Annotated in this window: 20 protein-coding genes; all 20 read right to left on the bottom strand. The window is 49.6% G+C overall.

Annotation, left to right across the window (positions count from 1 at the left end; genetic code table 11):
- Nucleotides 1-6: 6 nt before the first annotated feature.
- Nucleotides 7-906: a sensor histidine kinase gene (locus AOA56_RS05700; protein WP_053769142.1), complete on the bottom strand. Its 900-nt coding sequence runs from the start codon at nucleotides 904-906 to the stop codon at nucleotides 7-9.
- Complete coding sequence (locus tag AOA56_RS05695; RefSeq protein ID WP_053769141.1) at nucleotides 907-1755, bottom strand: ABC transporter permease; 849 nt, start codon at nucleotides 1753-1755, stop codon at nucleotides 907-909.
- A complete protein-coding gene (locus AOA56_RS05690) occupies nucleotides 1739-2656 on the bottom strand; it encodes an ATP-binding cassette domain-containing protein (RefSeq protein WP_034594437.1) in 918 nt (305 codons plus the stop codon). Before AOA56_RS05690 ends, AOA56_RS05695 begins: the two co-directional genes overlap by 17 nt.
- Nucleotides 2657-2752: 96 nt before the next feature.
- The gene (locus AOA56_RS05685; RefSeq protein WP_053769140.1) at nucleotides 2753-3430 is read right to left on the bottom strand and encodes a response regulator transcription factor; all 678 of its coding nucleotides are present in this window, start codon (nucleotides 3428-3430) and stop codon (nucleotides 2753-2755) included.
- A gap of 107 nt (nucleotides 3431-3537) precedes the next feature.
- Entirely contained in the window at nucleotides 3538-3714 is a 177-nt protein-coding gene (gene rpsU / locus AOA56_RS05680) for a 30S ribosomal protein S21 (RefSeq protein WP_005603101.1), read from the bottom strand.
- Between the two features lie 147 nt (nucleotides 3715-3861).
- Nucleotides 3862-6507 (bottom strand): alanine--tRNA ligase, encoded by a 2646-nt coding sequence (gene alaS, locus AOA56_RS05675; RefSeq protein WP_053769139.1) that lies wholly within the window; start codon nucleotides 6505-6507, stop codon nucleotides 3862-3864.
- Nucleotides 6508-6558: 51 nt separating this feature from the next.
- Nucleotides 6559-8994: a homocysteine S-methyltransferase family protein gene (locus tag AOA56_RS05670; RefSeq protein WP_053769151.1), complete on the bottom strand. Its 2436-nt coding sequence runs from the start codon at nucleotides 8992-8994 to the stop codon at nucleotides 6559-6561.
- A gap of 28 nt (nucleotides 8995-9022) precedes the next feature.
- Nucleotides 9023-9664, bottom strand: coding sequence for a vitamin B12 dependent-methionine synthase activation domain-containing protein (locus tag AOA56_RS05665; RefSeq protein ID WP_024732273.1), 642 nt, complete (start codon nucleotides 9662-9664; stop codon nucleotides 9023-9025).
- Nucleotides 9657-10526 (bottom strand): methylenetetrahydrofolate reductase [NAD(P)H], encoded by an 870-nt coding sequence (gene metF / locus AOA56_RS05660; RefSeq protein WP_024732272.1) that lies wholly within the window; start codon nucleotides 10524-10526, stop codon nucleotides 9657-9659. The genes AOA56_RS05665 and metF overlap by 8 nt, the downstream gene beginning before the upstream one ends.
- 35 nt (nucleotides 10527-10561) lie before the next feature.
- Nucleotides 10562-11998 (bottom strand): glycogen synthase GlgA, encoded by a 1437-nt coding sequence (glgA, locus tag AOA56_RS05655; RefSeq protein WP_048621583.1) that lies wholly within the window; start codon nucleotides 11996-11998, stop codon nucleotides 10562-10564.
- 70 nt (nucleotides 11999-12068) lie between these two features.
- Complete coding sequence (gene spo0A, locus AOA56_RS05650; protein WP_024732270.1) at nucleotides 12069-12857, bottom strand: sporulation transcription factor Spo0A; 789 nt, start codon at nucleotides 12855-12857, stop codon at nucleotides 12069-12071.
- Nucleotides 12858-12987: 130 nt separating this feature from the next.
- Entirely contained in the window at nucleotides 12988-14049 is a 1062-nt protein-coding gene (spoIVB, locus tag AOA56_RS05645) for a SpoIVB peptidase (protein ID WP_024732269.1), read from the bottom strand.
- 99 nt (nucleotides 14050-14148) lie between these two features.
- Nucleotides 14149-15843: a DNA repair protein RecN gene (recN, locus tag AOA56_RS05640; RefSeq protein WP_053769138.1), complete on the bottom strand. Its 1695-nt coding sequence runs from the start codon at nucleotides 15841-15843 to the stop codon at nucleotides 14149-14151.
- A 43-nt stretch (nucleotides 15844-15886) separates the two neighbouring features.
- Nucleotides 15887-16336: an arginine repressor gene (gene argR / locus AOA56_RS05635; protein ID WP_024732267.1), complete on the bottom strand. Its 450-nt coding sequence runs from the start codon at nucleotides 16334-16336 to the stop codon at nucleotides 15887-15889.
- A 4-nt stretch (nucleotides 16337-16340) separates the two neighbouring features.
- Nucleotides 16341-17150 (bottom strand): NAD(+)/NADH kinase, encoded by an 810-nt coding sequence (locus AOA56_RS05630; RefSeq protein WP_024732266.1) that lies wholly within the window; start codon nucleotides 17148-17150, stop codon nucleotides 16341-16343.
- Nucleotides 17151-17154: 4 nt separating this feature from the next.
- A complete protein-coding gene (locus tag AOA56_RS05625; protein ID WP_024732265.1) occupies nucleotides 17155-17964 on the bottom strand; it encodes a TlyA family RNA methyltransferase in 810 nt (269 codons plus the stop codon).
- A gap of 3 nt (nucleotides 17965-17967) precedes the next feature.
- Entirely contained in the window at nucleotides 17968-19869 is a 1902-nt protein-coding gene (gene dxs / locus AOA56_RS05620; protein WP_053769137.1) for a 1-deoxy-D-xylulose-5-phosphate synthase, read from the bottom strand.
- 12 nt (nucleotides 19870-19881) lie between these two features.
- Entirely contained in the window at nucleotides 19882-20781 is a 900-nt protein-coding gene (locus AOA56_RS05615; protein WP_053769136.1) for a polyprenyl synthetase family protein, read from the bottom strand.
- Nucleotides 20768-20965, bottom strand: a complete 198-nt coding sequence (gene xseB, locus AOA56_RS05610) for an exodeoxyribonuclease VII small subunit (RefSeq protein WP_238117756.1) — start codon at nucleotides 20963-20965, stop codon at nucleotides 20768-20770. The genes AOA56_RS05615 and xseB overlap by 14 nt, the downstream gene beginning before the upstream one ends.
- Complete coding sequence (xseA, locus tag AOA56_RS05605) at nucleotides 20955-22166, bottom strand: exodeoxyribonuclease VII large subunit (protein WP_053769135.1); 1212 nt, start codon at nucleotides 22164-22166, stop codon at nucleotides 20955-20957. Before xseA ends, xseB begins: the two co-directional genes overlap by 11 nt.
- Nucleotide 22167: the final 1 nt, after the last annotated feature.

Below are 22167 nucleotides of genomic sequence, written 5' to 3'. Positions count from 1 at the left end.
TCCCTGTCAGGAAAGAATCGGAAAGCGCAGGCAGATGGAAAACCAATTTCCCTGAAGAAGCGCCCGGATTTCCCCATTCATATACCCGGTGAAAGCTTTTGCGATAGATAACCCAAGACCGGACGATGTTCTGCTTCTGGCCTCGTCAGCTTTATAAAACCGCTCAAAGACCTTCTCTACCTCAATCTCCTCCGGGTGCTCCACATAGTTGATACACTCTACTACCGCCCACTGATCCTGCCGTTTCAGGGTGATCCTCATCTTCCCTGTACCGTGATCCATTCCATTCTTGATGATATTTTGTAAAGTTCTGCGAAGGCCGGCAGCATTGCCTTCTATTTTCATCTGTTCCTCTGAAAAGTCAATCTCCGGCTCGATTCCTTTCTCCATCCAGACATCATAGTAAGAGAAAACGGTTTCTGTCACAATCCGGTTCAGATAAAGCGGCTCCATCTCGAGCACATACGTCTCATTTTTCAGCTTGGTATATGTAAAGAGTTCCTCCAGCATCTCCTTGAGGCTGTTGATCCGCTCCTCAATGACACTTAAATATCTCGCTCGTTCCTTCGGATCCTCGCTTTCCTCCAATAGCCGGAAATAGCCGTTTAAGGAGGTGAGCGGCGTACGGATATCGTGGGATAGATTCGTGTAGGCGTCTGAAATATCCTGCTCTTTTTTCAGATACCGTCTTCTTTGTTCTCGTTGACGGTCCAACATCTCATTGAGCTCGTCCATCAATTCCCTCAAAGGCCCGGAAGCCTCCTGCCCGGTAATCATCAGATTACTGTCGTAGTCTTTCAGAAACGTCAACTGGCGGCAGATATCCCGTATCTGCCGCAAAATGCCAACCAGTTTTAATAATAGTAGAATAAGAAATGCTGCCAGAATTCCTATGATCCATTCCATTTATCTGATATCCCTTCTCTGAAACACAAGCGCACTGACTGTGGTAAAAACCACACCGTAAATTACCGCCACCAGCGAGGCTTTAAACAATGCATCCGAGCTCCCGTGAGCCTGTAAAAAGCTGATCGATCCCGTCACGGTATGAGTAACCAAATCCACGTTTTTATCAAACAGGGAATGGATTCCTTTCTCGATCATTGCGTAAAGAAGCATCGTCATATTCATACACATCAAAATCGCAAGCGTCATACTGATCAGGTTGTTGGAAATCATAATTGCGATTGCCATCACAATGAGAGCCAGCGCATAATGAAGCAGTATCTGAACCGCGACATACGCTGACAGTTCCGACACCGGACCGATCTCCAGATAGCCGAAGAAAATCTGATTGGAGACGACCTGCACAAGGAGGGCAATTATAAAGGTCAGTACCGTGTAAATCAACAGATTCACTGCCTTGGAAAGTACAAGGGAACTTCTTCTTTTGCACTGTCCTCCTATATTTTTGATATAACCGCAGCGGATATCCGATGCAGCAAAGAGTACGGCAAAGATCACCACAAAAATGGCCTCCACCTTGCCTTGGACATTCCCATAGAACAGGTCATAAAGCGTTGCCTTCTCACCCGGTTTGGTCGGAATTGTTACATACATTCCCAGGTTTTCCGCAGATTCTCCCGCCTGATCCTGGATCGTCGCCCAGTTCTCGGCGCTGGCCTTGGGATCCCGGAATTCCGACCCCATCGTGGCGGTAGTTAAAATCAACAGCCCCGCCATCACAATCCAAAGGATATACTGGCTTTTGGATCTCATCATTCTTGCGAAATCCATTCTAATGATATTCAGCATGACTGCCACCTCCTGTCAGATTTAAGTAATAATTTTCCAGTTTTTCGCTGCAGAGTTTCAATTCTTTGACGGCAATCCCCGCCTGGACAAGCTCGCGATTGATCGTCGGGCTTTGATCAATGCCGTCAAAGATCCAGACATGACCGGAATCCACGATCTGATACCGCTTGATTCCCATCGTATCCAGCACAGGCACCACCATCTCCGGTGTATCCGTAGCAATCTCCAGACGTTCTACACAGCGCTTCATCAATTCTTCTCTTGTGATCTCCTGGATCAGCTCTCCGTGATGGATGATTCCGTAATCAGTCGCAATCTTGGAAAGCTCCTCCAAGATATGGCTGGAAATCACAATCGTCATATTACGCTCCTGATTCAGCCTCATAATGGTATCCCTGACCTCCACAATTCCCTGCGGATCCAGCCCATTGATAGGCTCGTCAAGAAGCAAAAGATCAGGTTCTCCCACAAGAGCCAGCCCAATGCCAAGTCTCTGCTTCATTCCAAGGGAAAAATTTTTTGTCTTTTTCTTTCCCGAATCTGACAATCCGATTAGTTTCAAAATATCTTCGATGTATCCTTTCTTGCGAATTCCAAAAAAACGGCATTTCAGATCCAGATTATCGTATGCGGTCATGTTTCCATAGATTCCCGGGGCCTCGATCAGACATCCGATCCTGGATCGGACAGCTCCAAGCTCCCTGCCTTTCCGGCCGAACAACTCAATCTCTCCTTTCGTAGGAGCGGCAAGCCCTGCCAGCATTTTTAAGAAAGTTGTTTTTCCGGCTCCGTTCCTTCCGATCAGTCCGTATACGGCCCCCTTTCGAACTCGCATACTGATCGAACTGACCGCTCTATGATGACCGTACTGTTTTGTCAGTTCCTGGGTTTTTACTATCATCTGACTCACTGTATCATCTCCTTTTTTTATTTGCTTTTATCCTACACCTTCTTCTCTAATCCTTCGCAAATAAAAAGTAAAGACTTCGTAAAGATATCATCTGGAAAGTGTATATCCGATCCCCCAAACCGTATCGATAAAAGACCTCTCAGAAATTGCCTTCATTTTCTTACGAATATTACTAATATGGACGTCGATTGCCTTCGTCTCACCCATAAACGGCTCTTCCCATGCCGCCTCAAAAATCTCTTCCTTGCTGAATACTTTTTTCGGCCAGCGAAGAAAGAGCTGTAAGATGAGAAATTCCTGCCTCGTAATCCCTTCCAGCCTCACGCCGTCCACATAGATCTGGTGCTCCTCCGTATCCAGAAGCAAGCCATTATGTTCCAGAACCTTTTTCTCTTCCTGTCCGGTGCGTTTCCGAAGCTGAACCTGGACTCTTGCCAGCACTTCCCGGATTTCAAACGGCTTTACCACATAATCATCCGCGCCGCTAAGAAGCATGTCAACCTTAGAATCCATCTCATCTCTGGCCGACAGGACAATGACCGGTACCACCCGCTTTGTCTGCCGGATCTCCTCCAGAAGCGTCTCCCCTGACATCCCCGGAAGCATCAAGTCCAAAAGCACCAAATCCGGCTCCTCCTGAGATAATACAAGTCTGCCCTCTGTCCCTGAAAACGCCTGGATGCAAGAATATCCCTCCTTCTGAAGCGCTACTTTCAGCATCTCATTGATATTGACATCATCTTCTACAATTAGAATTGTACTCATATATTTCTCCTGTCTCATTCTTACTTTTCATAGGTTTCCATGTGTCAAAGGTATTCCTGTGTGATAGAAAAAACAGGATGCCGGTCGGCATCCTGTTTCTGCACATCTTAGTTATATTTACGTTTTCTGGCAGCCTCAGATTTCTTTTTACGTCTTACGCTTGGTTTTTCGTAATGTTCTCTCTTACGAATCTCCTGCTGGATACCAGCTTTGGCGCAGTTACGTTTAAATCTGCGTAAAGCGCTGTCTAAACTTTCGTTTTCTTTAACGATTACATTTGACATAATCTCACACCTAACCTCCCCTCCAGTCCTGTATTGTGCATCATACGACTGTTCGGGTATTTTATTGCACTACAAGTATTATACCATAATTTCCTTATCCGTCAAGGTATTTTTCATAGCTTTCCGGAAAAATCAGTGCCAAAGACACTACGCCAGTTGCTCTTTTGCGGTCTCTTTTGCCTTTGCCAGTGCCGCGTCCACGCCGTCCGGATTCTTTCCGCCAGCCTGAGCCATGTTCGGGCGTCCACCGCCGCCCCCGCCAACCAGTCCTGCGATAGCCTTAATGAGATTGCCTGCATGGGCACCTTTCTTCACCGCGCCATCCGTCGCGGTTGCCATCAGGCTGACTTTACCGTCCGCTACAGACGCAATCACAATCACGCCCTCTCCCACTTTCTCTTTGAGCTGGTCACCCAGATCACGCAGTCCGTTCATATCCACACCTTCGACCTTTGCGGTGATCACGGAGATCCCGTCAAGCACTTCTGCCTGGTCTGTCACATCTCCCATCGCGTCCTTGGCAAGCTTGCTCTTTAAGCTCTCTACCTCGCTTCTAAGCTCCTTGTTCTCAGACTGAAGATGTCCGATTTTCTCTTCGAGGTGCTCCGGCGTCGTCTTAAGTGCCTTTGCCGTCTCATGGAGGATCTGCTCCAGATTTGCGTAATAGTTCATCAGACCCTGGGATGTCAGAGCCTCAATTCTCCGCACGCCTGCTGCCACACCGGACTCAGAGATGATCTTAAAGGAGCCGATGGACGCGGTATTGTCCACATGGGTTCCGCCACAGAATTCCTTGGAAAATTCTCCCATGCTGACTACCCGTACAATATCCCCGTACTTCTCTCCAAACAGTGCCTGCGCTCCTGTCTTCTTCGCCTCTTCAATCGGAAGATTCTCCACTTTCACCGGAAGGGCGTCCGCAATTGCTCGGTTGACAATCTCTTCCACCTCTTTGATTTCCTCCGGTGTCAGCGCGGAGAAATGGGTGAAATCAAAGCGCAGTCTCGCGGCGTCCACATAAGAACCTGCCTGCTCTACGTGGGTGCCAAGTACGGTACGCAGCGCTTTCTGAAGCAGGTGGGTCGCACTATGGTTTCTTCCGGAAAGGCGGCGGTTTTCCTCGTCTACTTTCAGAACCACGTTTTCCCCGGTACGGACCATGCCTTTTACTGTTGTTCCGATATGAGCAATCTTACCGCCGAGAAGTTTTTTCACATCTTTTACCTGGAAGACAAAGCTTCCATCCTCAGACGTAATCACGCCATGGTCCGCATTCTGTCCGCCGCTTGTGGCATAGAATGGCGTCTCCTCGACAAAGATCGTTCCCTCTACCCCTTCGGTCAGTGCATCGGTAATCTCGCTCTCTGTTGTCAGCACTGTCACTTTTGACGTGTGGATCAGTGTCTCATAGCCCACAAAGATGGAGGTCACAGACGGATCGATGGACTCGTACACAGTCACATCTGCTCCCATATAGTTGGTCACTCCCCTTGCCGCACGGGCCGTCTCACGCTGTACCTGCATCGCTTTCTGGAATCCCTCTTCATCTACAGAGATGCCTTTCTCCTCCAGAATCTCCTTTGTCAGATCAAGCGGAAATCCGTAGGTATCATAGAGCTTGAACGCATGATCGCCGGACAATACGGTCTCGCCCTTTTCTTTCATTTCACCTTCCATCTCCGCAAGGATACCAAGTCCCTGGTCAATGGTCTTATTAAACTGATCCTCCTCTTTGCTGATGACATTGAGGATAAAATCACGTTTCTCTTCCAACTCCGGATAACCGTCTTTTGATCCCCCAATCACGGTCTCGCACAATCCGGATAAGAACTTCCCGTCGATGCCAAGAATCCTTCCATGGCGGCAGGCACGCCGCAGCAGACGGCGCAGCACATAACCTCTTCCCTCATTAGACGGCATAATCCCGTCGGAAATCATAAATGTCACGGAACGGATATGGTCTGTGATGACGCGGATGGAAATATCCGATTTTTCATCTTGCTTATAGATTACACCTGCCAGACGGCACACGTGGTCACGGAGCGCTTTCATCGTATCGATATCAAAGATGGAATCCACGTCCTGTACAACAGAAGCAAGACGCTCCAGTCCCATTCCGGTATCGATATTCTTCTGCTCCAACTCACTGTAATTGCCGTGGCCGTCATTATCAAACTGGGTGAAGACATTGTTCCAGACTTCCATGTAACGGTCACACTCGCAACCTACAGTACAGTCTGGCCTGCCGCAGCCGTACTTCTCGCCACGGTCATAGTAAATCTCAGAACATGGCCCGCATGGTCCGGAACCGTGCTCCCAGAAATTATCCTCTTTTCCAAACTTGAAGATCCGCTTGGCCGGAATCCCAATCTCTTTGTTCCAGATCTCAAACGCCTCGTCATCATCTACATATACGGACGGATACAGGCGATTCGGATCAAGACCCACCACCTCAGTTAAAAACTCCCAGGACCAGTGGATAGCCTCTCTTTTAAAATAATCACCAAAAGAAAAGTTGCCCAGCATCTCAAAAAAGGTGCCGTGTCTTGCGGTTTTTCCTACATTTTCGATATCACCGGTACGGATACACTTCTGGCAGGTCGCCATCCGACGCTTTGGCGGAATCTCCTGTCCGGTAAAATACGGTTTCAGCGGCGCCATACCGGAATTGATGAGCAGTAAACTCTTATCATTGTGTGGCACCAGTGAATAACTTTTGTGAATAAGATGCTCTTTACTCTCAAAAAAATCAAGAAACATCTTTCTTAATTCATTTACCCCATAAGTCTGCATGACTTTGAATGCCTCCTCATTGTATCTTTCAATCTTCTCTTTTTGTCTATCTTATTTATCATAATGGATCGTGCCGGGTGTGTCAAGCAGTCGCTGAGCAAAGTAAACGGACTGCATAGCGTCCTTTCCGTAGAAATCCGCTCCGATCATATCGGCATATTCCTGGTTTAAGACGGCTCCGCCCACCATCACCTGGCAGTCCGGCTTCTCTTTGCGAAGCAATCGGATCGTCTCTTCCATGTTAACGACCGTTGTCGTCATCAGGGCGCTTAATCCCACCAGCCGGACCTGCTCGCTCTTTGCTGTCTCGACGATTCGTTCCGGTTCCACATCCTTTCCAAGATCAATCACGTCAAATCCATAATTTTCCAACAGTACTTTGACGATATTCTTCCCAATGTCGTGAATATCTCCCTTGACTGTGGCAAGGATGATCTTCCCTTTCTTATCCTGCACGACGCCGCTTCGATCCATCGTCTCTTTCAGCACCGCAAAAGCTTCCTTGGCGGCATCCGCACTCATCAGAAGCTGAGGCAGGAACAGCGTTCCTTTTTCGAAGCGTTTCCCTACGATGTCGAGTGCCGGAATCAGATCCTCATTAATGATAGCAAGCGGATCTTCTGCTGCCACTCGATCTTTTGTCAGTCGGGACGCCTCCTCTTTTAGCCCCCGCTCGATGGCGTATTGCAAGGTCATCTCCCTCACACTTCCCCCGGAAACCGGCTGGGTCCCTACGGCACGGACACCTTCCGGCTGGGTATAGCCTGCATAAGCCGCAATATAGCCCTCGCAGTTCGGGTCAAAATTCATCAACGCCAGATACGAGCGGTATGCCTTCATCATCTCCTCAGATCCAGGATTGATAATTCCGGCAGTCAGCCCCTTTTGCATGGCAAGGGCATAAAACACCGAGTTCACTGCCGGCCGGTATGGAAGTCCGAATGAGATATTAGACACGCCAAGGACTGTACGGACGTGATACTTATTTCGTACCATCTCCAGGGCGTTCAGTACGGTAATGGCTCCCTCGGGTTCCGAACTGATCGTCATCGTCAGCACATCGATGACAATATTTTTGGGCCGGATTCCATATTTCGCTGCCTCCCGGATAATCTTTCCGGCAATCTCCACCCGCCCCTCGGCTGTGTCCGGGATTCCTTGTTCATCCAGCGCAAGTCCGATCACAACGCCGCCGTATTTTTGTACGAGCGGAAAGACCATATCCATGGACTCCTGCTTGCCGCTGACAGAATTGACCATGGGCTTTCCGTTGTAAACCCGCATAGCTCGTTCCATCGCCTCCTGATCCACCGTATCAATCTGAAGTGGGAGACTGGTAATTCCCTGCAGTTCTCTTACGACTTCTTCCATCATAGATGGCTCGTCAATATCCGGAAGGCCTACATTCACATCCAAAATATGCGCGCCCTGTTCCTGCTGCAGGATTCCTTCTTTTAAAATATAATCAATATCATGCTCTTTTAGTGCCTGTTTAAACCGTTTCTTTCCGGTCGGATTGATCCGCTCTCCAATGATCACCGGACAGTCACCCAAAATCACGGCCTGTCCATAAGAAGAAACCACCGTCTCCTCCTTCTCGGTCTGCTTCTGTACGGCCATATCTTTGCAGATATCCGTCATCCTGCGGATATGCTCCGGCGTCGTACCACAACAGCCGCCCACGATACAAGCCCCGGCCTTTACGATCTCCTGCATCCATCCGGCGAACAGTTCCGGTGTCACATCATAGTAAGTTTCCTGACCCCGCTGCTTTGGCAGTCCTGCATTTGGCTTCACAATTACCGGAATACTCGCATGCCTGCAGATCTCCTTTAGAATCGGGAGCATCTGCCGCGGCCCCAGACCACAGTTGATACCAAGAGCGTCCACACCCAGGCCCTCCAGCAGAGCTACGGTACTTAACACGTCTCCACCGGTAAGCAGTTTGCCTTTCTCATCGAAAATCAATGTCGCAAAGACCGGAAGATCTGTCTGCTCCTTTGCCGCCAGAACGGCTGCCTTACATTCATAAGTATCACTCATCGTCTCAATATGGATCAGATCGGCGCCGGCCTCGGCTCCCAGTCTCGCGGCCTCGGCAAACGCCTCGCAGGCTGCGTCAAATGACAAGTCTCCCATCGGCTCCAGAAGCTTTCCGGTCGGTCCCATATCAAGCGCCACGTAATGTCTGCCGTCGTCTTTTCCCGCCAGAATTCTGGCTTTCTTGGCGTTTTCCACTGCTGCGAAGATCACGTCTTTCAGCGGCCAGGTGTCATCGTGAAATTTCTGTGCATTAGCGCCGAAGGTATTGGCAAGCACAATGTCGCTTCCCGCTTCATAATACTGTCTGTGTATCTCTGTGATCTCCCCAGGCTTTCGGATATTCCATGTCTCCGGAAGCTCTCCCGGCTGCAGTCCCCGCTCCTGCAGAAGGGTTCCCATCCCGCCGTCTAAAAACAATAACTCTTTTCCAAGCCGTTCTCTCATCTTTTCACTCCTTATCCGTTCCTGACTTTTATGCTCTCCGATAAAGACAATCTGCCTTTTCACACACCTCACACCCCTGCCGGTGACAGGGAATCTGCTCCCGGCTGATTCCGATCAACGCTGTAACCGATTTGGTCGGTGTAAGCATACAGCTTTTTGTCATCGTCAGGCCGATCTTCTTATCCGCCTGCAAAAGCGCAAGCAGCTTCTCCTGGTGCCGGATATCAAAGTCTCCGTAACCAGGACTGAATCTTGGTCTCAGATACCAGCCCTCGCAGGATAGTTCTTTTGCGATCTCTTCCTGGCAGTCGTCGCAGTACTCCTCCAGAAGCGCCGCCGCACAGGACTGTAAGACCACTGCCTTTGCCATCTCCATAACAGATGCCCTCCTGATCATCTGATCCGCTTCCGTCCCCAGAGTGGCCGCAAAGGCCGCCACACGGCCACAGCCTTTTAAGTTTCGGGAAAGACCTTTACTTTCAATGGTCCAGTCTCCGATTTGGAGGACTCCGTCTTTCTGGGATAATTCAAAAATGCGATAGATGAATCGCTCTCTTACTTTGGCTTTCAGCTCCTCCATGGAACACTCCACCAAAGCAAGTGTCTGCTCATCTATCGCATGTCTTCCATATCCAAGATAACGGATGGCCTCCCTTATCTCCCTATTCATCTACAATCTCCGATAGATTTTCCATGATCGCCTTTGCAACTTCCGGCTTATTCATAGAATAAATATGGATGTTATTGATACCGTTGGCTATCAGATCGATCACCTGATCTGTGGCATAGGCCACTCCTGCCTGCCTCATCGCTTTCGGGTTATCCCCAAAACGATCTACGACCGCCTTAAAACGCTCCGGAAGATAGGTTCCGGATAAGGAACAGATCCGTCTGATCTGACTTTTATTGGTAACAGGCATGATACCTGGAAGCACCGGAACGGTAATCCCCGCCTCCCGGATCTTATACAGGAAATTATATAAAATATGGTTATCAAAAAACATCTGGGTTGTCAGAAAATCCAGACCGCAGTCCACCTTTTCCTTCAGATAACGGATGTCTTCCTTCTGAGTATCGCTCTCCACATGTCCTTCCGGATAGCAGGCGCCGCCAATGCAGAAATCCCCGCTTTCTTTCAAAAGCTCGATGAGCCCTGCCGCATGTTGGAACTTATCTTCCGCAGGGTATGCCATCCCTTCCGGAATGTCGCCCCGAAGCGCCAGTACATTCTCGATCCCTTCCTGCTTTAACTTGTGAACGACCTCACGCACCTCCGCTTTCGTCGAGGACACGCAGGTCAGATGTGCAAGGCTCGGAACGTGAAGCTCGTTTTGAATATGGGAGGCGATCCCCACAGTGTTCTTACTTGTGCCGCCGCCTGCCCCATAGGTCACACTGATAAAAGACGGGCGGACAGTCGCGATCTCATCGACCGCCTTCACCACGCTTTCGTATTTGTCATCTGTCTTTGGCGGAAATACTTCAAATGATATATGTACATTTCCCGATTGTAATTTCTCTTTGATTTTCATGTCTTACTCCTAAGCTGTCTTTTGTATTGCTGAACCTACAGACTCTCGTAGAGATCCACGTACTGCTTCGCGGAATTCTTCCAGGAGAAGTCCCTGCTCATTCCCTGCTCCACGATCTTGTTCCAGTCACGGCGTTTGTCGTAGTAGATCTTCTCCGCATACCGGATGACTGCAAGCATCTCATGTGCGTTGTAGTTTGCAAAACTAAAGCCGGTTCCTTTCTTTTCAAATTCATTGTACGGCTCAACCGTATCTTTCAGGCCACCTGTCTCCCGTACGATCGGCACAGTGCCGTAGCGCAGGCTCATTAATTGACTCAGTCCGCACGGCTCAAACAATGACGGCATAAGAAATGCGTCGCATGCCGCATAGATCTTATGAGAGATCGGCTCGGAATAGTAAATATTGGCCGAAACCTTGCCCTGGTACTTCCACGCAAAATGGCGGAACATATTTTCATAACGCTCTTCTCCCGTTCCAAGCGCCACAATCTGTACGGCATCCTGACACAGATCGTCCATCACATAAGCAATCAGATCGAAGCCCTTCTGATCAGTCAGACGGGAAACGATACCGATCATCATCACCTTCTTGTCCTGATTGAGTCCAAGCGCCTCTTGTAGGGCGAGCTTATTCTTTACCTTTTCCTTACGGAAGTTGGATGCGTCGTAGTGGTGCTCGATCATCGGATCAGTCGCCGGATTCCACTCATTGTAATCCAAGCCGTTTACAATACCGGACAGGCAGTTGGATCTTGCATTCATCAGTCCATCCAGACGCTCACCGTAAAACGGCTGCTTGATCTCTTCAGCGTAAGAACTGCTGACTGTCGTCACCCTGTCCGCATAGACGATACCTCCCTTTAAAAGATTGGCATCCTTATAAGCCTCCAGCTTGTCCGGCGCGAAATAGTAAGCCGGAAGTCCTGTGATATCCTTTACTGTCTTCGTATCCCATACTCCCTGAAATTTCAGATTATGTATCGTCATCACCGTTTTGATACCACGGAAGAACTCATTGCCGTACCGGAAATTATCAAGGTACACCGGTACAAGCCCAGTCTGCCAGTCATGGCAGTGAATGATGTCCGGGCGGAAATCAAGAAGCGGCAGGGCGCTTAATGACGCCTTGGAGAAAAACGCAAACTTCTCAATATCCCACTTTGTGTCCCCATAAGGAGTGAAGCCGTTGAAGTAGTATTCATTGTCAATAAACCAGAATGTAATGCCCTCATGGACAAGCTCTAAAATTCCGACGTACTGTTCTCTCCAGTTCAGATCCATATAAAAATGGGTCTTATATGTCAGCTTTTCCTTCCACTCTTCCTTCATGCACATATATTTTGGAAGCATCACTCTGACGTCATACTTTTCTTTGTCAAAATATTTTGGCAGGGAACCTACAACGTCTGCCAGCCCCCCTGTCTTGATAAATGGAACCGACTCAGATGCTACAAATAATATTTTCTTCATAAGTCTTCCTCCTGAATATAAACATAAACTATGGACTTATTATACCGCATTTTCCGATATTTGCAAAGAATTATCGATGTTTATATTCTAATCGGATGGTGTCCGCCACCAGGGCGATGAACTCGGAGTTGGTCGGTTTTCCTTTTCCGTTGCTGACCGTATATCCAAACAGCTCGTCTAACACATCAAGCTTCCCTCTGCTCCACGCCACCTCGATGGCATGGCGGATGGCACGCTCCACCCTACTTGCCGTCGTCTGATGTTTCTTGGCCACAGTCGGATAGAGGATTTTCGTGATAGCATTTAAGACGTCCATATCCTCCACCGCCATAATGATGGCATCCCGTAAGTAATGATACCCTTTGATGTGGGCCGGGATGCCGATCTCGTGGATCATATCTGTAACGCGGGTCTCCAAAGGCTTCCTCTCTTCTTCCCGTTTCCGTACTTCCATGGCCTGCATGAAGGGCTCCGCATGTCTTTTGCACCTTGTATTTTTAATTTTCTCGATCAGTACTTCGTTCCGAAATGGTTTCATAATGTAGTAGGCCGCTCCTTTACGGAATGCATCTTCTGTGATCTTCTCCTGTCCGACCGCTGTGACAATGATAAAGTCCGGCCGTTTCTGGATCGTCTTGTCCTTATTTACCATATCCATGACACTTAAGCCATCGACTTTTGGCATAATCAGATCCAGCAAAACGACATCAGGTTCTTTTGTTTTTATAATTCGGTACACATCTTCTCCATTGTTCGCCTTTCCTACAAGGGAAAGTTCCTTGTCCGATGAAATAATATTTCCCAAAAGTTCCAACATTCGTTCATTGTCGTCTGCGATCGCTACATTCACTTGATCCATGTTCCTTTCAACCTCCGATTTCTCCCATTCTTTCCTAAAAAACGCTACGATCACTATTATAAATTTCGTATTTTGCCAAATCAAGAATTTGCTGTCGTAACAATTCGACACATGGCACCACTATTTTCCCTTATTTGACATGGTTCAACATATTGCCGATGTAGATACCGTACCCCATCCTGGCGTCCTGAACGAACACATGGGTGACAGCCCCTATCAGTTTCCCGTCCTGGAGAATCGGGCTCCCGCTCATTCCCTGCACGATTCCGCCGGTCATGTCAAGGAGTTTCGGATCCGTCACCTCGATCACCAAGGTCTTATTCGACTCCCTGGCATTCCAGTCGATTTTTGTAATACGAATCTTGTACTCTTCCACTTTACCGCTCACAGCACAACGGATCACGGCGTCACCGGTATGAATCTCTTCCTTGGCAGCGACCGGAACCGGCTCCTGATTAGAAAAGAGGGCGTCGATCCGGTCTACCGTGCCATAAATGCCCTCATCTGTATTCTGGGTGATGGAACCTAAAATATTATAATTATTATAGACAATGACTCCTTCCATGCCACCGGGATTTCCGGAAGTACCTTTCTTGATATCCTGGATGCTGGTCGTGTAAAGACGGCCGTCCCCGATCTCCAAAAGCTCATTCGTATCCGTATCCCGGATCCCATGACCCAGTGCGCCAAAGTGACTCTGGCTGTCCAAAAACGTCACGGTCCCTAGCCCTTGTTCATTGTCCTTGACCCAAATGCCGAGTTTTTTCCCTTCCCCACTGTCGATCAGCCCCGTTTTTACATCCAGGAACTCTTCGTTTCGCCTGAGGTGCAGAACGACCTCCTCCGCTTCTTTTGTTCCTATCACCTGCTGGAGTTCCTTTTTTGTCCCAATCGTGTTGTCATCAACCCCTACAATGTAATCCCCCGCTTTGACAAGGTGTTTGGCCGGCTCCTTTTTCGTCCCATCCTCATCCTCCACGGCTTCGGTCCCAAGCACCATCACACCGTCCGTCTCCAGATAAAGTCCCACCGGCATCCCGCCTGGGATCACAAGATTCTCATCCACCTGCGATGTACTGACCTCCTGTTCAAACTGTCCCTGTTTCCACTCCAGGAAACAATAACTTCCTCCCAGAATCATAAATGCTACCAGTACGATCAGGACGCCCCTTCGATACCATTTCACCCACATATCACGCCTCCTAAAACAGAATATTCTGAAAATGATTTTTGGGGACATGTTCCGATCAATCGGAACATGTCCCCAATAGTTTGTGCAGATCCCTGTTTTCTATTCTGCGAGGTGTTTACTTTTCATGTTTTCAGCCAGTTTTTTCATCTCTTTTGCCGTACTTTGAACCGCCTCAGTGATCTTGGCGCCACCTAAAATCCTGGAAAGTTCCTGGATGCTCTCGTCCTCTCCGAGAAGCCGGATCTCCGTGGTAGTCTTATTGTCATTTATCTGTTTTTCGATCAGGTAGTGTGCGTCCGCCATGGCCGCAATCTGTGCCAGATGGGTAATGCACAGTACCTGATGACGTTTCCCGAGAAGCGCCATCTTTTCGGACACTTTCTGCGCGGTTCTGCCGCTGATTCCGGTGTCAATCTCGTCGAAGATGAGGGTTTCCACCTCGTCTTTATCCACCAGCACGGATTTGACCGCCAGCATGATCCGGGAGAGTTCTCCGCCCGACGCCACCATACCGAGTGGTTTTTTCTTTTCCCCCGGATTCAGAGAAATCATAAATTCCGCCTCATCTCTTCCAGATTCGGTGTAATCCGGAAGAGGGCGGATCACAGTATCAAATTCCACGTTGAGGAAATTGAGATCAAGAATTCCCTGCCTGATCTCTTCTGAGAGGCCTCCTGCATAGCTTTCGCGGATTTCGGTAAGCTTGTTTGTCCACCGGTCCAGCTCCTTTTGTGCCACATCCTTCTTCTCTCGTAAGGATGCCAGATATGCATCATAATCCTGAAGAACCGCCAACTTCTTTTCGGTCTCCTCTGCATAATGCAGAATTTCCCCGATGGAGTTCCCATATTTTGTTTTCAAATGGTTGATCGTATTGAGCCGATTTTCCGTTTCGTAGAATTCCTCCTCGGAAAAAGAAAAGTCATCCTGGCTATCGGACAATTCCCGGTTGAAATCTCCAAGAAGACTTTCGATCTCCAGTAGTTCTCCATAGAGCTCTTCCATCTTCGGATCGTAGGATGACACTTCGGACATGGCGTGGATGGCTCGGCCAAGGGATGAGGACGCTGACGTCTCGGAAAGCCCCCCTGTACACTCGTATGCCTCTTCCAGGCTTTCCATAATCTTCCTTGCGTTTCTCATCTTCTTATAACGGGATTCCAGTTCCTCATCCTCTCCCAAAATGAGGGCAGCCTCCCGGATTTCTTCTGCCTCAAAAGAGAGAAAATCTTCTTCTTTTTTCCGCTCGGCCTCTCCTTTGTCCGCTTCCTCCAAGACTCGGACTGCTTCCCTGTAGATCTGGTACGCTTCCCGTACCTGCTTTTTTACAGACTCTGCCTCGTCTTTTGCATAGGCGTCCAGGATTTCCAGATGCTTTTTCTTGTACAGTAAAGACTGGTGCTCGTGCTGTCCATGAATATCAATCAGAATCTCCGCTGCCTCTTTGAGCCGCCCGATTGGTACCATTTCTCCATTGATACGACTGATACTTCTGCCGTCCATGAGCTTCCGGCTCAGAGCTACAATTCCATCCTCCGGGACAATCTCAAGTCTCTCAAGCTTCTTCTGCTGCCGTGGATCACAAACGTAAAAGACCAGCTCCACCAGTCCATAGTCTGCTCCCTCCCGGAGCATAGCGGCACTGTATTTCCCTCCCAGGGCCAGGTGGACAGAACCAAGCAAAAGGGATTTCCCCGCTCCGGTCTCCCCGGTAAGAATATTCAGTCCTTCCTTCCACTCGACCTCCGCCTCTTCAATCAGCGCCAGATTTTTTACATGCAGACTTTGTAACATGTCTCCTCCCTTTTCTTTTATCCGTTTCCTGCCAGAAACCGTCTTACATGACCATTCCACGCAGACGGTCCATCACGTCCACCGTCTCTTCTTTGCTGCGGACGGCACACATGATCGTATCGTCCCCGGCAATACACCCGGCGATCTCGTGCCACTGTAAGGCGTCGATAGCGGCTGCCACCGCCATGGCCATCCCCGGCACGGTCTTGATAATAAGAATATTCTCCGCCATGTCCATGGAGGCGAATCCATCCCGCAGAATCCGGATGTACTTCTCACTCATCTCCTTGCCGTCGTGACGCAAAAGGGCGTACTTTTGCCTGCCGTTCTCCGCAGGTACCTTTGTCAGCTTCAGATCTCGGATATCCCTGGATACTGTCGCCTGTGTCACCTTGAATCCAGCCTCATTTAAGCGTTCCGCCAATTCTTCCTGTGTCTCGATGTCATATTTTCGGATCAGTTCCACAATCTTTGCGTGTCTGTTTACTTTCATTCGGCTAATTTCCTTTCATTTTTTCCCTCAGTGTCTCCACAAAACTCAACTTGCTCAGTTTAATCAATTTCGTCACTTCCTGTGCTTTCTGGATTACTACCCGTTCCCCTGTGCGAAGCCGCATGATATCGGTACCGTCAAAGGTAACAATCGCTTCCTCCTCTTCCTTGTTCCTTCTGGATCCGATCTCCACCTCCACCAGATCCGCGTCCGAAACCACGATGCTGCTGTTATTCAGGGAATGAGAACAGATCGGGGTAATCAGAATCAGGGACGCCGTCGGTTCCACAATCGGTCCGCCTGCCGACAGGTTGTAAGCTGTGGATCCCGTCGGCGTGGAAATGATAAGGCCGTCTGCCTGATACGACGTCAGATACACACCGTTGACATAGAGGTTGAGCCGTACGATATGAAGGTTTTCGCTTCTTGTCACTACAATATCATTGAGGGCCACATCCGTCCGAAAGTCCTTGACTGTCCCAGAGAGCATCATCCGGTTTTCTACGGTGTAGCTCCCTTCCAGGAGCTGGTCGAGAGCCGGAAAGAGATTTTGCACCTCTACTTCCGTCAGATATCCAAGCGTACCCATATTGACTCCTAAAATCGGCACCTCCCGCTGCAGCAACTCCCGTGCCGCAAGGATGAGGGTCCCATCCCCTCCGATTACGACCGCACAGTCCACGTCCATTTCCTTTGTCTCCTCCCCGTCCAAAATACAATGGACGCCCCGGCTTTCCAGATAGGACGCCGCCTGTCTCGTAACTTTATGATGTTCGTCTTTTCCGTTATTTGTAATAATATAAACCTGTTTCATCTTTCTATTTTGCCAGTGTTCCAAAGGCCTCTGCCACGATGCCCTTCACCGCCTCCTCAGACGGCACGTCGCAGGCTTCCTCCCTCGCTTTCTTTAAATGGACGAGATATTCAATATTCCCCTCCGGTCCTTTGATCGGAGAAAAAGTCAGTTTCTTCACCGTAAATCCGATGGATGCGGCGTAGTCTGTCACGGTATGGATCACTTCTTCGTGGGTGCTCTTCTCCCGTACAACGCCCTTTTTCCCGACCTTCTCCCTGCCTGCCTCAAACTGCGGTTTGATCAGCGCCACGATCTCTCCGCCCTCCGTCAGATACCGGTAAATCGGAAGGAGTACCTTGGTCAGAGAGATGAAAGACACGTCAATGGAGGAAAAATCGATCGGCTCTCCCAAATCCTCCGGGGTCACGTAGCGGATATTCGTCTTTTCCATACAGACGACCCTGTCATCCTGACGAAGCTTCCAGGCAAGCTGTCCTCTCCCCACATCAATGGCGAACACCTTTCTCGCCCCATTTTGCAGCATACAGTCCGTAAATCCCCCGGTAGAGGACCCCACATCCGTACAGACCTTATCCGCAAGCTCCACGTCAAACTCTTTCATGGCCTTTTCCAGTTTCAGTCCGCCTCTGCTGACGTACGGAAGGGCATGTCCTTTGACCTCGATGGACACATCCTCCGGAAATGTCGTCCCGGCCTTATCCTCCCGCTGTCCATCCACAAATACATTCCCGGACATAATCACCGCCTTGGCCTTCTCCCTGGACTCGGCCAGATTTCGCTTTACAAGCAATACATCCAGACGTTCTTTCATGTTCTACTGGTCTCCTTTATCTGATACTGTCTGATGCTGGATTCCTGCATAAACAGTAAGAATCTTTTTGTAAATGGATTCTTCATCCAGCATCACTTCTTTTCTTAACATATCCACACTGCCGTGTTCAATATAATCGTCCGGGAGTGTAATCGTTACGACTTTGCAGGCAAGCTCCATCCGGCTCACATAATCCAGTACCCGCTCTCCAAATCCTCCGCTCTTTACATTTTCCTCAATCGTCACCAGAAGAATATGCTCCTTGGCAAGAGATGCGACGCACTCCTCGTCAAGCGGCTTTACAAACCGGGCATTCACAAGGCTTGCGTTTAAGCCGGCCTCTTTTAGCCTTTCCCGAACGTTCGCCGCTGTCTCAAACATATGTCCGACGCTTATGATAGCGATATCTTCCTCATCAAAAATGATCTCCGCCTGTCCGTAACAAACCCTCTGCCGGAACATTTTATAACCGTCGTATGCCGTTCCTCTTGGATAGCGGATAGCCACCGGGCCACCCGTATATCCGATAGCAAAACGAAGCATATCCGCAAGCTCCCATTTATTCTTCGGAGCCATCACCGTCATATTCGGAATCATGGACAGGTAGGACAGATCGAAGATTCCCTGGTGGGTCTCCCCGTCGCTTCCAACCAGTCCGCCCCGGTCCACCGCAAAGACGACCGGAAGATTCTGGAGTGCAACATCATGGATGATCTGGTCAAAGGCCCGCTGTAAAAAGGACGAATAGACCGCAAATACTGGCTTCAGCCCGCCGGCAGCAAGTCCCGCCGCAAAGGTCACGGCGTGCCCCTCCGCGATCCCCACGTCAAAAAAACGGTTCCGGTATTTCCTGTGAAACGGCGCCAGTCCGGTTCCGTCCTCCATGGCCGCCGTAATGGCAACCAAAGACGGCTCCTTTTCCCCCATGTCGTACATCACTTTGGCAAACACATCGGTATAACTGTCTTTTTCTTTCTTTTTTAATGGTTTTCCGCTACGGATGTCAAAAGGTTCGGTCCCATGGAAACGAGACGGCTCCTCCTCCGCCGGAAGATAGCCTTTCCCCTTCTTTGTCAGCACATGAAGCAGCACCGGCCCTTTTACTTTCTTCGCCTCCCGAAATGCGCGGATCAGCTCTTTTAGGTTGTGGCCGTCCACCGGTCCTAAGTAAGTGATGCCCATGTCCTCAAAAAACATCCCCGGCACAAAAAGCTGTTTGATACTGCTTTTTGTCTTTCGCAGATGGCTTAAAATCTGGTCTCCGCCGGACGGGATCTTCCGGATGGCCTTTTCCAGTCCTTTTTTCAGATTCGTGTAGGCATCCGCCGTCCGGATTCCATCCAGATACCGGGACATTCCGCCTACATTCTGGGAAATGGACATCTGGTTGTCATTGAGGACAACGATAAAATCCTTCTCCAGATGGGATGCATTGTTGAGAGCCTCAAACGCCATTCCTCCGGTCAGAGCGCCATCACCGATCACTGAAATCACGTGGTAGTCTTCCCCCCGGATATCCCGCGCCTCCACATAGCCAAGACCCGCAGAGATTGAAGTAGAGCTGTGTCCGGTGTTGAATGCGTCGCACTGACTCTCCTTACGTTTCGGAAACCCGCTCATGCCTCCGTACTTTCGAAGCTCGTCAAAGCCTTCCCGACGTCCGGTCAGAATCTTGTGGGTGTAGGACTGGTGCCCCACGTCCCAGATGATTTTATCCTCCGGCAGGTGGAAACAAAGGTGCATCGCCATCGTCAGCTCTACCACGCCTAAGTTGGAGGCCAGATGTCCCCCGGTGCGGCTGATCTTTTCCACGAGAAACTCCCTGATCTCCTGTGCCAGTACGGGCAGATCTTCCTTTGCTATCTTTTGAATATCATTTTCTTTTTGTATCCTCTCAAGTACCACAGAAATCCCTCACTATTTCTTTCGATGTATCAATTCCCGGAGCAGTCTTGTCAGAAATGGATTCGCCACCGGAAGCCCCTCAAGAAGTGTAAGAGCCTCCTCCGAGATGACTTCCACGTCCCGCTTCGCCTGCTCCAGTCCCCTCAGTGTCACATAGGTCGTCTTTTCATTCTTTTCATCACTGTGGACCGGTTTTCCGAGCTCATCCGTCGTACTTGTCACATCCAGAATATCGTCCTGAATCTGGAACGCAAGTCCCACCTTAGAGGCGAGCCTCTCTATCGTCCGGATCTCATCTTTCGATGCCCCCGCAAGAACAGCTCCGATCATCATGGAGCTTTCGATGAGTGCCCCGGTCTTGAGTGCATAAATAAAATCCAGCTTTTCCCTCTCGATCTGCCGCCCTGAAGAAGATACATCTACCACCTGGCCGCCGATCATACCGTACACCCCGGCTTTCCCTGCAAGAATCGCAATCGCCTTTCCTATGACCGGCGCCGACTCCGGCTCCATCTCAAAAGCCGTGGCAGCCGTCTCAAAGGCATAATTCAGCAAAGCGTCTCCCGCCAGGATTCCCATGTCCTCTCCATAGACCACATGAGTCGTCCTGCGGCCTCTTCTAAATTCATCGTTGTCCATCGCCGGAAGATCGTCATGTACGAGGGAATAGGTATGGATCATCTCCTGGGCAGCCGCAAAAGGGCGAATGATATCCGACTTCCCTCCGAACATCCGGTAAGTCTCCAGCATCAGCATTGGACGAAGACGCTTCCCCCCTGCCATGAGACTGTACTCCATAGCCTCCAGGATCACCTTCTGGAATCCCTCCTGCTTTGGGAGATAGCTTTTTAATATCTCCTCGATCTCTGATACTTTTTCTTCTCGACTTGATTCCCAATTATTCAAACTCATGTTTTTCTCCATTCTCATCCAGAATCCGCACCTTCTCTTCCACGGCGCCGATCTGCTCGTCACACTGTTTCAAAAGCTCCATCGCTTCCGCATAATACCGGAAAGAATCCTCCAGAGAGATTTCCTCTGACTGCATCTTTTCCTGGATATCATCCAGCTTTTCAAAGATTTCGTTAATCTCCATCGTCTTTTTTTCTCGTCCTTTCCACGACCGCATCGATCGTTCCATCTCTCACATAGAGAGTCAGATGCTCTCCCTGCCGAACCCCGCTGATGCTTCGCACCGCCTGTTGGTCTTCTCCTGTCACGAACGCATAGCCCTGATTGAGCTTTCCCATCGGGGAAAGTCCCGCAAACACTTCCATTTGCATTGCCAGTCTCTGACGGTTCCGTTGGATTTTCCACTCCATCTTCTCCCGAACCCGAAGCTCCAAATCCGCAAGCCGTCTTCGCTGTCCTGCAATCTGTACGCCCGGATGAAGTCTCCGGAAAATCTCCTGCTCCTTTGAAAGCTGCATCCGGATCGTCTGAATCCGCCTTTCCATCTCTCTTTGAAGCGTCAGCATGCGTTTCTCTTTCTCCTCTTTGACGGCGCATGCGTCAAACACTGCAAGCTCTGCCGCCGCAGACGGCGTTGGAGCCCGAAGATCCGCCACATAATCCGCAATCGTCGTATCCGTCTCATGTCCTACCGCTGAGATCACCGGTACCGGGCAGTGAAAGATGGCTCTTGCAACTTCTTCCTCATTGAAGGCCCAAAGATCCTCCATCGAGCCTCCGCCCCGACCGACAATGATAACGTCCACGTCCTCTTTCTCAAGCCGACGGATTGCCGCCGCAATGCTTGGCGCCGCCTCTTCCCCCTGCACCAAAGCCGGGGAAAGCAAAAGCTTTACATAAGGATTGCGCCGTTTCGCAATGTGAATGATGTCACGGATAGCGGCTCCTGTCGGTGCAGTCACGATGCCGATCGTCTTTGCATAGGGTGGGATCGGCTGTTTATATTCCGGGGCAAACATCCCCATCTCCTCCAGCTCCTCTTTGAGCTCCTGAAATCTCTGTGTCAGAAGCCCCGCCCCGTCTAAGACAATCTCCCTGGCATATAGCTGATACGTGCCGTCACGTTCGTAAGTGGAAATGGATCCAAAGACTACCACCTGCTGGCCGTCCTGCATCCGAAACGGAAGCCCTTTTCGGTTCCCCGCAAAGAGGATGGCAGAGATCATCCCTGATTCATCCTTGAGGGAAAAGTAAACATGTCCCTTTGGATGATATTTGCAATTTGACACTTCCCCCCGGACATGGATACGGTTTAACAGAAAGTCCTGGGTGAACATATTTTTAATGTACTGGTTGACCTGACTGACCGTATATACATTTCCCATC

It is taken from the genome of Sellimonas intestinalis (assembly GCF_001280875.1).
GTDB lineage: Bacteria > Bacillota > Clostridia > Lachnospirales > Lachnospiraceae > Sellimonas > Sellimonas intestinalis.
This window is presented reverse-complemented; position numbering and strand designations above follow the sequence as displayed.

What these genes read in the sequence shown, in the direction of transcription:
- AOA56_RS05700 (WP_053769142.1), bottom strand. Translation starts at nt 906, where the DNA reads ATGGAATGGATCATAGGAATTCTGGCAGCATTTCTTATTCTACTATTA.
- AOA56_RS05695 (WP_053769141.1), bottom strand. Translation starts at nt 1,755, where the DNA reads ATGCTGAATATCATTAGAATGGATTTCGCAAGAATGATGAGATCCAAA.
- AOA56_RS05690 (WP_034594437.1), bottom strand. Translation starts at nt 2,656, where the DNA reads ATGATAGTAAAAACCCAGGAACTGACAAAACAGTACGGTCATCATAGA.
- AOA56_RS05685 (WP_053769140.1), bottom strand. Translation starts at nt 3,430, where the DNA reads ATGAGTACAATTCTAATTGTAGAAGATGATGTCAATATCAATGAGATG.
- rpsU (WP_005603101.1), bottom strand. Translation starts at nt 3,714, where the DNA reads ATGTCAAATGTAATCGTTAAAGAAAACGAAAGTTTAGACAGCGCTTTA.
- alaS (WP_053769139.1), bottom strand. Translation starts at nt 6,507, where the DNA reads ATGCAGACTTATGGGGTAAATGAATTAAGAAAGATGTTTCTTGATTTT.
- AOA56_RS05670 (WP_053769151.1), bottom strand. Translation starts at nt 8,994, where the DNA reads ATGAGAGAACGGCTTGGAAAAGAGTTATTGTTTTTAGACGGCGGGATG.
- AOA56_RS05665 (WP_024732273.1), bottom strand. Translation starts at nt 9,664, where the DNA reads ATGAATAGGGAGATAAGGGAGGCCATCCGTTATCTTGGATATGGAAGA.
- metF (WP_024732272.1), bottom strand. Translation starts at nt 10,526, where the DNA reads ATGAAAATCAAAGAGAAATTACAATCGGGAAATGTACATATATCATTT.
- glgA (WP_048621583.1), bottom strand. Translation starts at nt 11,998, where the DNA reads ATGAAGAAAATATTATTTGTAGCATCTGAGTCGGTTCCATTTATCAAG.
- spo0A (WP_024732270.1), bottom strand. Translation starts at nt 12,857, where the DNA reads ATGGATCAAGTGAATGTAGCGATCGCAGACGACAATGAACGAATGTTG.
- spoIVB (WP_024732269.1), bottom strand. Translation starts at nt 14,049, where the DNA reads ATGTGGGTGAAATGGTATCGAAGGGGCGTCCTGATCGTACTGGTAGCA.
- recN (WP_053769138.1), bottom strand. Translation starts at nt 15,843, where the DNA reads ATGTTACAAAGTCTGCATGTAAAAAATCTGGCGCTGATTGAAGAGGCG.
- argR (WP_024732267.1), bottom strand. Translation starts at nt 16,336, where the DNA reads ATGAAAGTAAACAGACACGCAAAGATTGTGGAACTGATCCGAAAATAT.
- AOA56_RS05630 (WP_024732266.1), bottom strand. Translation starts at nt 17,150, where the DNA reads ATGAAACAGGTTTATATTATTACAAATAACGGAAAAGACGAACATCAT.
- AOA56_RS05625 (WP_024732265.1), bottom strand. Translation starts at nt 17,964, where the DNA reads ATGAAAGAACGTCTGGATGTATTGCTTGTAAAGCGAAATCTGGCCGAG.
- AOA56_RS05615 (WP_053769136.1), bottom strand. Translation starts at nt 20,781, where the DNA reads ATGAGTTTGAATAATTGGGAATCAAGTCGAGAAGAAAAAGTATCAGAG.
- xseB (WP_238117756.1), bottom strand. Translation starts at nt 20,965, where the DNA reads ATGGAGATTAACGAAATCTTTGAAAAGCTGGATGATATCCAGGAAAAG.
- xseA (WP_053769135.1), bottom strand. Translation starts at nt 22,166, where the DNA reads ATGGGAAATGTATATACGGTCAGTCAGGTCAACCAGTACATTAAAAAT.